Genomic DNA, 11,808 nt, shown 5'->3' on the forward strand with positions numbered 1-11,808 from the left:
CAAATAAAAGTCGCCAGCTAACAATAAGTTAATGGCAGTGCCTGATACACGCCTTTCCATTTGTGTAAAGTTGGTCAATAATTACACATGAGAGGTTAGAGGTAGTGTATGACAAGTGTTGATGGTTTAGGTGTAGGCTCTGCATTTGCAGCGGCTCAATATGGATTACAAAGTGCAAGCGATGGCGTATCGCAGGCAGCGGCTAATATTGCTCAGCGGACGGCTGAAGATGCTATTGCTCCCGCTCAACCTACTGTGGCTACCAGCGAAACAAACAACACTTCTTCTAACACAGCTTCTAGCACTACCCGTTTAACCGACGATTTAATTGCGCTTAATGTAAACGAACGTAATGCTCAGGCTTCTGCAAAAGTATTGGGCGTGGCCGACGAGATGCTCGGTACTATTATCGACGTACTGGCTTAAGTGGAGCTGTTGCGATGAATTTCGTTACACCGATACTTAACGCCATTGCCTATCCCACGGCGAACATTAATACAGAATCTGCCCGTAGAGACAACGTGCAGCGGGAAACTATTCCCCAAGCGTCAGACTCCCAGCAAGGCGCTTCTCAAAAAGGTTTAGGTTCTGAAACTGATAAGGCTAAAAGCCCGGGTCAGCCGCCAGCTCCTGTCACCTACGAACGCCCTCAAATACAAACCGAGCTTCAAGCCGCTTTCCAAAACGTTTTTGGGCAAGAAAAAGACAATGCGCAGGACGAGAGTGCAGGCAAGCAAGACGCGAAAGACAGGCAGCAAGAACAACAAGAGAAGCAAGAAGCCACGGAAATTGAACAACTAAAAGCCCGAGACCAGGAAGTAAGAGTTCACGAACAGGCGCATGCGGCAACAGGTGGGCAGTACGCTGGTGCACCGCGCTATGAATACACAACGGGCCCTGATAACAAGCGCTATGTTACCGATGGCGAGGTGTCTATCGATGTTTCGGAAGAAAAAACACCAGAAGAAACCCTGCAAAAAATGGAGCAGGTGCGCGCCGCAGCGCTCGCGCCAGCTGAGCCTTCTTCGCAAGACTTAAAAGTAGCCGCAGAGGCCTCTCAAAAAGCGACTGAGGCGCGAAGTGAGATTGCCAAAGCACAAGCTGATAACCTATCAGTAGAGGGAGCTCCGGGAGAGCAGGTTTCAACAGCTGGCGACGATACAGTTTCAGGTATTGAAGCTATCACTGAGTCCGAAATTAACACAGGCCCAAGAATAGGAGAGGCGGTAGATGAAGTGTTGGATGTAGCGCCTAACCCCGCAAACGCTATATCTTCGAAAGGCTTAGAAGCAAATGCGGCTGACGCCATGCAAACAAGAATAGGCCGTATTCAAAACGCCTATTTGCAAGCCTATACTCCGTCAAGAGAAGGCTTATCGCTGCAAGCATGATACCTTAAGTTAGCGCTGGCTGCTTCACGTTACGCCAGCACTTTATTGACGGAGGATAACTCACGAACTAGCTCAAGGAAATTTCGGAGTACGGCCTTTTTATTGATGCAAAGGTCACTGCAAATCAGCAAGCCTTAATAATCCAATATTGCCTTCGTAAACGGATATTTAGGTGCACCACCAGTGATATCTGATAGCACCGAGTTCATGGTATCTACGTCGCTATCAAATCCACCGTGGGATGTGGCTGCCGTCGCATCACCTTCTTTTCCTTCGCTGTATTTAAACGTTACGTTAGACAGCGGCTGATTAAACACGGCCATACCTAATAATGGCATCTCCGGTTTAGGCTCAAATGCATTTGATACTAAATAAAGTAATGATTTTTGGTAAATACGCGCCACGTGATCATCTTTTTCCAACGCTTCGGATAAGTTGTAAATCGTGGTCGACTGGATATGTTCTCCCTTAATAAACTCCGAAAGCTTTTCGTTGAATAGAGAGTAGCTAATGGCGGGGGCCATTAAATGCAGGCTTTTTACTTTTATATTTTCATCAACTTTGAATAACCTTGATAGACTGTGTGCATGAAAAATAGAGCCTGCCGAATGACCCACAACGTGAAGCTGTATCCTTGGGTTGTTTTTAAGATAGCCGGCTAACTTCGTTAAAAAGTAGGTGCCGTCGGACGTGGTACGAGTAAAAGGCGTGCAAGCGTCTGATTTCATTTCACGCCATAGCGCGCCGCCTACTTTGCGTGTTGCCCATTCTAAAATGCGGTCGGTATAGTCGGTAAATGCCCCAACTTTGGTGCTAATTTCTTCATTCTTGAAGCCTAAAATGTCTTTTAGTTCTTCAAGCATGCCTGTGTCATACATGAAGTGAATGGGATACACATCATTTTTAAGAAAGGTGTCTTTCATGGCAGCAATGCGTTTAGCCGAGGCTTTAATGCTATTTAAGCCGCCGTGCGCGTATAGCATTACATGTTGATGATTGCTGTCAGAAAGCTTTTCAATAATGGCGTCGACGTGGTTTTTATTGCTCCAATATTTACTTTTAGTATCAAAGTGCCCGTCATCAAAATGAACGAAGTGATCTTGAATGCTTACCCGTGGTGTGGAGCGAGAAAACAGTCCTTGTGCAACAGAGCGCGTAGCCTGATGGTAGGTACCCGTACCTGAAATAGGAAGAGCGAGTTGTACCACCCAGGCATCCATAACATTCAACGCCCAGTCATCGTATCGCCAAAGCGCTAGCCCTGATTTTTTCCAATCCGTACCCCACGAGTTTTGGATCCAAAAGCCTTCATCATTGTAGCCAACAATGGCGAACGCATGGCCTCCCATGGGTTCTGGTCTTAAGTTTATTGCGTCGCCCGCGGCGTCTTTCCAGCCTTCATGAATTCTCGCAGAAACAAAGATTACACCCACTTCATTAAGTGCTGCATGAAAATCGCTAATTTCCCGTTCAAGGCGGTAGTATGCGCCGAGCCTATGATTACTGGCGTTATCAGCTATGGCGAGGGTCATTTCAAATTCGTTGCTGTGATTGATATTTTGCGTCAGTGAGTCGCTGCAAACTCCGCTGTTATACCAGCCTTTAATAGCGCCGCGGCAGCTAGAGCCATCATAAGCTTCACCCAACCATTCATCGTGACGCTTTGCCATGGCATAAAGCATCCATGGGCTCACGGTATGTTTTCGGCCTTGCTTGCGATAGATAAAATTTATGGTGGCGGCCAACGCAAAACCTGTACAAGCGCCGTCTTTGCCTTGGTCTAATATACCCAAGTTACCCGGCGGGTCGATAAAAGGTTTAAGCGGGGTAAGGTTGGGTTGGTAGTAGCGATCCCGAAGGTCGGGATAGTCTGCGCTGACATTCAGCATACTTTTTGAAACAGGTAAGTTCATAACATCATCCTCTGATGAGGGCAGTTGATCTTTGCTGTACAGCTAAATGAAACGTGCGTACATCAAAGGTCGGTAGCCGTTAACTCATTATGATCGTCCGAAAGTACTGCCTGGAAAAAGGCTGAGGTCAAATGAGCTACATTACCTTCGTTAAACGTTAAGGCACTTAAAGCATGTCAACGGCCTTGCTAAACGCTACCAATATACGAAATTCGGTTTCGGGGTGACCCACACCCTTCTTCATTGTTTCGGTATTTTCTATTTTGGCGCTCTTGGCTAAAGAGTATTTAGGCATATAGGATTTCTATGCGCCACAAACTAATGTGCCACAAAATAATGTAGAAAAAAACGACAGGCTAAATGAAAGCGTGATAAAAAAGGGCCTGTCAGTGACAGGCCCTTTATAAGCAACATTAAATTGTTGTGAATCGCTACTATCTACTTTTTCGCTTTTGCAAATGCATCGGCAAAGGCGTTGCCCATAGCGCTATTTTGAGGTTGGCTGTTGCGATTGCCGCCACCCTGATTTGAACGAGGGCTAGCTTTAGGGGTTGCACGTCCAGTTCCTTTGTTTTGTGCTCTGCCTGCACCTTTACCTGAGCTAGTTTTGCCACCGGTATTATTACTTTGACTTGGTGTATCGTCTAAGCGCATGGTAAAGGAAATACGCTTGCGCGGTACGTCGACTTCAAGCACTTTTACTTTAACGATATCGCCTGCTTTAACAACCTCGCGAGGGTCTGAGATAAACTTGTTGGTCAATGCAGAGATATGTACCAGTCCATCCTGATGCACGCCCACGTCAACAAATGCGCCAAAGTTAGCTACATTGCTCACTACGCCTTCTAGGATCATACCTGGCTTCAGGTCGTTAATAGTTTCAACGCCTTCTTTAAAAGCCGCTGTTTTAAATTCAGGACGAGGGTCACGGCCTGGTTTATCCAGCTCTTTTAGAATGTCTTTAACTGTTGGCAAACCAAATGCGTCGCTGGTAAAGGTATCTGGCGACAGGCTTTTTAGAAGCTCGGTATTGCCGATAATGTCATTAACCGCAACCGCAGTGGTATCTACAATTTTATCGACTACAGGGTATGCTTCGGGGTGAACCGCAGAAGCATCAAGGGGGTTGGTACCGTTTACAATGCGAAGGAAACCTGCCGCTTGCTCAAAGGCTTTAGGTCCCAAACGCTCAACTTTTAACAGCGCTTTACGGTCTGGGAAAGCACCATTGGAGTCTCTGAAATTCACAATGTTGTGCGCTAAGGTTTTGTTTAAGCCTGATACATAGCTTAGCAAGGCTGGCGATGCTGTATTTAGGTCTACGCCTACCGCATTTACACAATCCTCAATAACGCGGTCTAGGGACTTACCTAACTGGCTTTGACTTACGTCGTGCTGATACTGACCTACACCAATAGCTTTAGGCTCAATTTTAACGAGCTCTGCGAGTGGGTCTTGCAGGCGGCGTGCGATAGACACGGCACCACGAATTGAAACATCCAGTTCAGGCAGTTCTTTCGAGGCAAGCTCAGACGCTGAATACACAGAAGCGCCAGCTTCACTTACCATAATTTTCTGTGCTGTAAGTTCGCTGTTGTTCTTAAGCATTTCACCAACAAGTTTGTCGGTTTCACGAGAACCTGTACCGTTACCAATGCTGATTAAGTCTACTTTGTATTGTTTGCACAAGGTTGTTAGCGTGCGAATAGACTTATCCCACTGGTTTTGCGGTGCGTGTGGGAATATGGTATTCGTCGCTACCACCTTACCTGTACTGTCTACTACCGCTACCTTAACGCCAGTTCTTAAACCTGGATCTAGACCCATAGTGGTTTTGGCACCTGCTGGTGCAGCCATCAACAAGTCGTTTAAGTTTTTAGCAAATACTTCAATGGCTTCTTCTTCAGCACGCTCTCGAAGGGCGCTGAACAGCTCAGTTTCCATGTGTAAACCAATTTTGATTTTCCACGTCCACTGGACTACCTGAGCTAAGAAATCATCAGCGCCACGACCGCGGTGCATGATATCGTAGTGGCTTGCGATAATGTGCTCGCAATGAGATGGTCCCTTTTCTTCTGATTGTGGGTCGGCATCTAGCTGAATATGAAGCATGCCTTCATTGCGACCTCTAAACATGGCCAATGCGCGGTGCGACGGGACTTTTTTGTATTTTTCGCTGTGTTCAAAATAGTCTTTATACTTAGCTGCTTCTTGCTCTTTACCTGGTACAACCGTACTTTTTACGTGAGCATTTTCAGTAAGGTAATGGCGCACTTTCGCTAGCAAAGCGGCATCTTCAGCAAACCTTTCCATAAGGATATAGCGAGCACCTTCAAGCGCGGCCTTAGTATCAGCAACGCCGTTGTCTGCATTTACAAACTCTTGCGCTTTGCTTTCAGCGTCTGTATCAGGGTTGCCAAATAATGCATCGGCTAGCGGCGCTAAACCTGCCTCGATTGCAATTTGTCCTTTAGTACGCCTGCGAGGCTTATACGGTAAGTACAAGTCTTCAAGGGTTGTTTTGCTGTCAGCACTTGCAATGCTGCTTTTAAGTTCGTCAGTTAGTTTGCCCTGCTCTTCAATAGATTTAAGAATAACGTCGCGGCGCTCTTCTAGCTCACGTAAGTAGGTCAAGCGCTGCTCTAGATTACGCAGTTGCGTATCATCAAGACCTTGGGTTACTTCTTTGCGGTATCGGGCAATGAAAGGAACGGTGGCCCCTTCATCGAGAAGTTTTACTGCGGCAGTTACTTGCGAGGGTTGAACGCTAAGCTCTTCTGCAATTTTATTGGTAATCATAAGTCGCTCTAAGATACTAAAAGTTCGCGTTAGGCAATGGCGAATAAACGGTGTGTGACAGGCTTACATACACAGCGTTCGTAGTGAAAATAAGAGCGGTGAGTATATCACCGCGGTGTAGGGAAAGTCGTCTGATCATTGTGTTACAACTGAGTAGTTAAGTAGACCATCTCTTTTTTTCAAAGTTTATCTGTTACGTCGTACCAAATACGGTTTATCCACCACTCTTTAGTACCCGCATCAGTTTTAACAATAAACTCATCGTCCTCTTCTTTGCCAAGTAGAGCACGGGCCATGGGTGAATCAATAGAGATGTAGTCTTTTCGGCCAAATATTTCATCATAGCCAACTAAGCGAAGCTCCATAACTGCGCCCGATTCGTTTTCAATTTCAACCCAAGCACCAAAGAACACTTTTCCTTCTTGCTGTGGATCATAATCAACAACTTTTAGGTTCTCTAAGCATTTGCGTAAGTAACGAACCCGACGATCAATTTCGCGAAGCTTCTTTTTATTGTACTGGTAGTCAGCATTCTCGCTTCTATCGCCCAGGCTGGCTGCCCAAGTTACCTTGCGAGTGATTTCTGGCCGTTCTTCACGCCACAAGAAATCCAGTTCTTGTTTAAGCTTTAAATAGCCTTTTCGAGTGATAAGCGGTGTTTTCACAATGTCCTATAAATAATCCAGCTAGTTACCCCTACTTTATGTGGGTAATAAGGCAAAACGCAATCTTTCGATAAGGTAAAAAGTGACAAAACAGGCAGATTGAATATTTATTGAACATAAACCTTTTGTTTAGTGTCGTAGTATAAATAATGACCAAACCATTAGGGGAAATGAATGCGTAACAGAATGCCTGTGATGAACCGTCGAAGGTCGGGAAGCGATCCGCTTCAAACCAGCGGCACTATCATAGGTTTTATGCTGTTTTTAAGCGGCGCGCTGTTATTGTTGTATGCCTTACTTGATATAGTTGTTCGCTTAAATAGTGTACGAACCGTGATATACCTTATCTTAGCGTGTGCCATGTATAAAGTAGGGCACTCACTGCTCAATCACTTTGCGACGTTTAAAGTCCATACGGAAAGACGACGCGCACCTAACCGTTAAAACCTTTAGTTTTAAGCCCGCATTTCTAAGGTTTAAATGTTCCTAAAAACCTTCGTTAGGGCCGTGAAATATTTCAACTTTGAGCTAAGCTTAAAAGTGTAATTCGAGGCACCAAGCATATTGAATAACCCACATTACTATTTGGGTACGCGCGTGGTGAAAATCCACTAGCTCGTAGGGAAAAGGTAAGCAAGGATCACGCTGACTCACTAAAACAAAAAAGCCGACGCACAGCGTCGGCTTTCTCCTTTCTGAAACTCTAGCTTATTCAGCTGGCGCTTCGGCTTCAGGTTTAACCACTTCTAGAAGCTCAACATCAAAAATTAGCGTTGAGTTAGGCGTAATAGCGCCTGTTGAACGTGCGCCATAAGCAAGCTCTGATGGAATGTGGAAGCGGTATTTCGCGCCTTCTTTCATTAGCTGTACGCCTTCAGTCCAACCCGCGATTACGCGATTAAGTGGAAATTCAGCTGGCTCGCCACGCTTATAAGAAGAGTCGAACTCTGTACCATCAAGCAAGGTACCACGGTAGTGAACTTTTACCATGTCGGTTGCTTCTGGGCTTGCGCCTTCGCCTTCTTCAAGTACTTCGTATTGAAGACCAGACTCTGTTGTGGTCACGCCTTCTTTCTTACCATTTTCTTCTAAGTAAGCAAGACCTGCTTCAATGTTTTTCTCAGCAGCTTGTTCAGCCATTTCTTGTTGTTTAGCACGCAATACTTCTTCGCCCTGTTGAGCGATTTGCTGAATTTGCTCTGGCGTAAACTTAAGGGTGTCGTTTAGGCCGTCTTTAAAGCCCTGTTGTAGCGCATCTTGGTCTAGGGTTAAACCCAGCTGCTCTTGTTGTTCGGCACGGTTGCTAACAAACAAACCCATGCTTGCGCCCATGGCGTAAGCTTGCTTTTGTGTATCTGTCATTTCTTCTGCTGCAACAGCAGTTGTTTTTGCACTATCAGCGCTTGTAGAAGCGGCCTCATCAGATGTGTTTGGCTGGCAAGCGAAAAGGCCTAGCGCAGCGATAGTAGATAAGGCAACGAGCGACTTCTGCATAAAAACGTCTCCATTAATTATTATCATCATGCGTCTATGTCTATACTGCTGCATCTAGGGCAGTTTGCACGATAGTTAAAGATGCGTGATCCATGCTATGTTAAACCTAGCGTTTACAAAGCGAAACCCATTTGATTATGTTTAGGCCTCAAATGTTCCATAGAATAGTGTTACTCACCTTACTTATTGGCAATTCCATGGGATGTTCTGTCCCTGATACTACGCCAATACAGCAGTGGCGTCATGTAGAAGAGGGCGCATACGCGGCAGATATATCCACCGACGGCACCTTAGCGGTGGTATCTGGCGTGAATAATGGGGTCAATGTATGGCGAATTGGGCAGAGCGAGCCCCTCTATCACTGGAGTCATCAAGGGGAAGGTAACAACCTAGTGATGTCAGTGCACATTAGTGCAGATAAGCGCTATGTGGTCACTGCCGACCGTGAAGCGTTTGCTCTGTGGAGTTTAGAAACTGGTGAGCCAGAAGGATTTTGGCGAATTGATGAGTCTTCTATTCGCGATGTGGTAGTCACCAATAATGGTAATGGCATACTCGTCGCTCGCTCAAATGGTAAGGTAATGTATTTTGAGCCGCGCACCTCTCGTCGTCTCGAGTTTTTTGGGCATCAAGAAAAAGTTAATTCCATTGATATCTCACCTAATGGCAAGTTTGCGCTTACTGGTGGCAATGACTACATTGCCTACTTGTGGAGTACAGACACTGGGCAGATTATCCACACCTTCACGCACCCCACCAGAGTAACCAAAGTTGCGTTAGACGATGAAGGCCGGTTTGCTTTTACTGCCGACAGTCAAAGCAAATCGCAAGTGTGGAATGTACAAACCGGGCAGCCCGTAACTTCACTCAAGTTTGCATCAAGGCAAAAAATCTTCACCGACGTCGAGTTTTCAAAGGATGGCCAGTATTTACTAACAGGCTCGCCAGCTAGGAAGGTTTATCTTTGGAATTTGAAAAACGGCGAGCAAGTTCAGTCTATTCAAGTCGCATCGAGAGAGTCTATTTCACCGCCAACCGCAGTTGTTTATGGCGTCGGCTTCCTTCCCAATGATAATATATTGTCTATAAGTAGCAGTGGCCTTGCCGAAGAATGGCAACGAGAGAGATAGAGAATTTACATGACAAACAAAAGCGCTGAGCAGTTACAACAGCAAATAGATAGCGCCAATAGCTATATTGAAGAGTTACAGATGAAAGTAGCCTTTCAAGAACACACTATCGAGGCACTTAATGAAGCGCTGGCGTCACAACAAAAGCAACTCGATGATTTAGCGTTTAAAGTAAGTCACGTAATAGACCGTGTTAAAAGCATAGAGCCGTCTAATATTGCTAAGCAATCAGAAGAAACCCCGCCCCCGCACTATTAATTGTAGCCATTTGTAAAGGGCATCGGGGCGCCTGTGGTTTGAAGGGGGCGCCTCATAGGCAGGCGACAAATTAGTAAAATCAAAGGTTTATAAAACCAAGCTGCACAAGCTTCGACTTAAACACTAGTTTATCTTGTTATGAGTTAGGCTAAGACTGCATTTATCCTGACAATTTAATTGGATTACACTTGCGCCCCGATACAAAGGCTTCAGTTAGAGAAGCCTTTTTACTATTTAAGAGAGAAAATTATGAGTGATTTTGATATGGATGCGTTTGACAGCATCGATTTTGACTCAATTGAGCAGTCAGTAGCCGAAAAGCAGGCTGAAAAAGACAAGCAAGAAAGCCAAGAAATTGAAGGCATGCGCGACGGTGCCAACGATTGTGGTGATAGCTGTACCATATAACACTATCTAAACCGCTAAGGGCTCGTGCAAAGCCCTTAGCGGTTAAAAAGGCCCTTAGCGGTTAAAAAGGCCCTTAGCGGTTAAAAAGGCCCTTAGCGTTATACAAGCCCTTAGCAGCGTAAGTAAAATTCAGCGTTTTTAATTAGACCTTTCAGGGTTTTCTAGTCTGTCTAACTCCAACCGGTCGAGCTCTACACTTTCCTCCACATCGCCTTGAAATGCTTTAATAAATGCGTTTTTCAATATCGCAGTAAACGCCTCCCAAGTCTGTGTTTCTGGGCTAGATAAGTCGCCCTCAATAGGTATACGTGTGGCAATTTGGTCTTGGCTCTGATTTTCAAACAGTTCAGTGACAAACGCGGAAATCGCTTCGATACTGCCCTCAATAAAACCGTCTCCGTCACGTTCAATGTCGCCTTTCCAAGAAAATACTTCAACGTTATGCAAAATAGGCTTTATATAGCCTTTTACCTGCCCTTCATTAGACGCGACCTCGGCAGCAAGCGTAAGCGTTCCGGCTTCTAGGTCGAAAGGCGCATAGGTATCAAGCAGATTTTTAAAATTCACCAGACCCACATTGTCAGCTTGAATGTCTAGATCAAAAGTAGGGGCTTTGGTGGCAGGATTAAGCTTGGCGTTTAATGAAATAGTCCCTTGCTCTGCCGTCTGCCCTTTCACTGTCGCTGTAGCTACGCGCGTGTCTGATAAGTCGTCGCTGTTTACCAAATTATTCACTTCAAGATGAATATCGTGCAGCGCAATATCGATAGCCGGAGAGGTATCTGGATTGTGAAAGGCAATTTTCCCTTCGTTAATGGTGAGTTTGTCTATACGCAGAGGAAATAATTGGTCGGCAATAGACAGCCAGTTTTCGTTCTTACCCGACTGACTCTTTTTTTCCGTGTTTCCGTCTACAAAGTTAATTTCGGGAGCATCTACCACCACCCTGCCAACGGCGGCACCTTTAAAAAGCTGTGACCATGATAGTGTAAACTCCACATAGTCAGCCTTAAACAGTGGCTTATCTATTTGTCCATTCGCTTTATACAGCAACACATATTCTAAGCTGTAAGCACCACGCCATAGCATTAAATCGACATCGCCCACTCGACCATCGTATTGGTCCGATTGGCTTAGTGTATTGTTAATGTATGTGGCTGCGGCATAAGGAAGGTACAACCTGAACGCGATGAGCATGAGCAATAGCCCTGCTACTACATAGCAAAATCGTTTTTTAGCGTGTTTCATATTTCACTCCTTAGGGAAAGGAATACAAAAAACATGCCTTGGAGAGCGTTTTTCCTCGGTAAGGGCGTTAGCCGCTAGTGGCGCGATACCCAGAGAAGGTTTTAAAAAGCCTGAGTACAGTATGAGAAGGTGTTACACAGGCTTAAGGGTAAGATTTACTGAGATGTGGGTAGGAATGCTAGTGCGGTTTAAAGATACCAATCACGTTTTCGTTAGAGCGCGTAGCGGCACTGACCTTTTCGTCGGTTTGCGCTTCGTTGTACCCACATGCGACGCATTCCAGCTTTTCCACGTTATTTTCAAAATATAACGAAATCGTATCTAACTCTTGGCATTTTGGGCACGTAGCGCCTGCTACAAAGCGGCGTTTTACACGTTTTGACATACATACACCTTTGGGGAATTTCGCCATTATTATACCTTGAAATAGCATGTGTTGATCAGCTTTTACCTTAAGTTTTTGATACTATACGCGCCCTAGATTGTTCTATCACAGGTTAGT

General features: G+C 45.3%; 12 protein-coding genes. 6 read left to right on the top strand and 6 right to left on the bottom strand.

Annotation, left to right across the window (positions count from 1 at the left end):
* The first annotated feature begins 108 nt into the window (after positions 1-108).
* Together ACXAER_RS10565 and ACXAER_RS10570 are read left to right on the top strand one after the other, a co-directional pair.
* The gene (locus tag ACXAER_RS10565) at positions 109-426 is read left to right on the top strand and encodes a hypothetical protein (protein ID WP_474829039.1); all 318 of its coding nucleotides are present in this window, start codon (positions 109-111) and stop codon (positions 424-426) included.
* Between the two features lie 14 nt (positions 427-440).
* Positions 441-1,391 carry a putative metalloprotease CJM1_0395 family protein gene (locus ACXAER_RS10570; RefSeq protein ID WP_474829041.1) on the top strand — a complete coding sequence of 317 codons (951 nt, stop codon included), beginning with the start codon at positions 441-443 and terminating at the stop codon, positions 1,389-1,391.
* Between the two features lie 134 nt (positions 1,392-1,525).
* Here ACXAER_RS10570 and ACXAER_RS10575 read toward each other — a convergent pair whose 3' ends face one another.
* The 3 genes from ACXAER_RS10575 to greB all read right to left on the bottom strand — a co-directional run bounded on the left by ACXAER_RS10575 (position 1,526) and on the right by greB (position 6,768).
* Positions 1,526-3,304 carry a C1 family peptidase gene (locus ACXAER_RS10575; RefSeq protein ID WP_474829043.1) on the bottom strand — a complete coding sequence of 593 codons (1,779 nt, stop codon included), beginning with the start codon at positions 3,302-3,304 and terminating at the stop codon, positions 1,526-1,528.
* 438 nt (positions 3,305-3,742) lie between these two features.
* Entirely contained in the window at positions 3,743-6,103 is a 2,361-nt protein-coding gene (locus ACXAER_RS10580; RefSeq protein ID WP_474829045.1) for a Tex family protein, read from the bottom strand.
* A gap of 179 nt (positions 6,104-6,282) precedes the next feature.
* Complete coding sequence (greB, locus tag ACXAER_RS10585) at positions 6,283-6,768, bottom strand: transcription elongation factor GreB (RefSeq protein WP_474829047.1); 486 nt, start codon at positions 6,766-6,768, stop codon at positions 6,283-6,285.
* Between the two features lie 174 nt (positions 6,769-6,942).
* On the opposite strand from greB, the gene ACXAER_RS10590 reads away from it, so the two are divergent.
* Positions 6,943-7,212, top strand: coding sequence for a hypothetical protein (locus ACXAER_RS10590; protein WP_474829049.1), 270 nt, complete (start codon positions 6,943-6,945; stop codon positions 7,210-7,212).
* 264 nt (positions 7,213-7,476) lie between these two features.
* Here ACXAER_RS10590 and fkpA read toward each other — a convergent pair whose 3' ends face one another.
* Positions 7,477-8,262: an FKBP-type peptidyl-prolyl cis-trans isomerase gene (gene fkpA / locus ACXAER_RS10595; RefSeq protein WP_118491202.1), complete on the bottom strand. Its 786-nt coding sequence runs from the start codon at positions 8,260-8,262 to the stop codon at positions 7,477-7,479.
* A 197-nt stretch (positions 8,263-8,459) separates the two neighbouring features.
* Between fkpA and ACXAER_RS10600 the strand changes: the two genes are divergently transcribed.
* The 3 genes from ACXAER_RS10600 (at position 8,460) to ACXAER_RS10610 (ending at position 10,058) form a co-directional block, all read left to right on the top strand.
* The gene (locus tag ACXAER_RS10600) at positions 8,460-9,392 is read left to right on the top strand and encodes a WD40 repeat domain-containing protein (RefSeq protein ID WP_269917973.1); all 933 of its coding nucleotides are present in this window, start codon (positions 8,460-8,462) and stop codon (positions 9,390-9,392) included.
* 9 nt (positions 9,393-9,401) lie between these two features.
* On the top strand, positions 9,402-9,650 hold the full coding sequence (locus ACXAER_RS10605) for a SlyX family protein (RefSeq protein ID WP_474803538.1): 249 nt from the start codon (positions 9,402-9,404) through the stop codon (positions 9,648-9,650).
* 249 nt (positions 9,651-9,899) lie between these two features.
* The gene (locus ACXAER_RS10610) at positions 9,900-10,058 is read left to right on the top strand and encodes a hypothetical protein (RefSeq protein ID WP_474829052.1); all 159 of its coding nucleotides are present in this window, start codon (positions 9,900-9,902) and stop codon (positions 10,056-10,058) included.
* A gap of 138 nt (positions 10,059-10,196) precedes the next feature.
* Here the strand turns inward: ACXAER_RS10610 and ACXAER_RS10615 are convergent, their stop codons facing one another.
* Together ACXAER_RS10615 and ACXAER_RS10620 are read right to left on the bottom strand one after the other, a co-directional pair.
* Positions 10,197-11,306, bottom strand: a complete 1,110-nt coding sequence (locus ACXAER_RS10615; RefSeq protein WP_474829054.1) for a DUF748 domain-containing protein — start codon at positions 11,304-11,306, stop codon at positions 10,197-10,199.
* Positions 11,307-11,484: 178 nt separating this feature from the next.
* On the bottom strand, positions 11,485-11,691 hold the full coding sequence (locus ACXAER_RS10620) for a YheV family putative zinc ribbon protein (protein WP_012520152.1): 207 nt from the start codon (positions 11,689-11,691) through the stop codon (positions 11,485-11,487).
* Positions 11,692-11,808 lie beyond the last annotated feature (117 nt).

The sequence above is a fragment of the Alteromonas sp. AWJ4_199 genome (assembly GCF_056159165.1).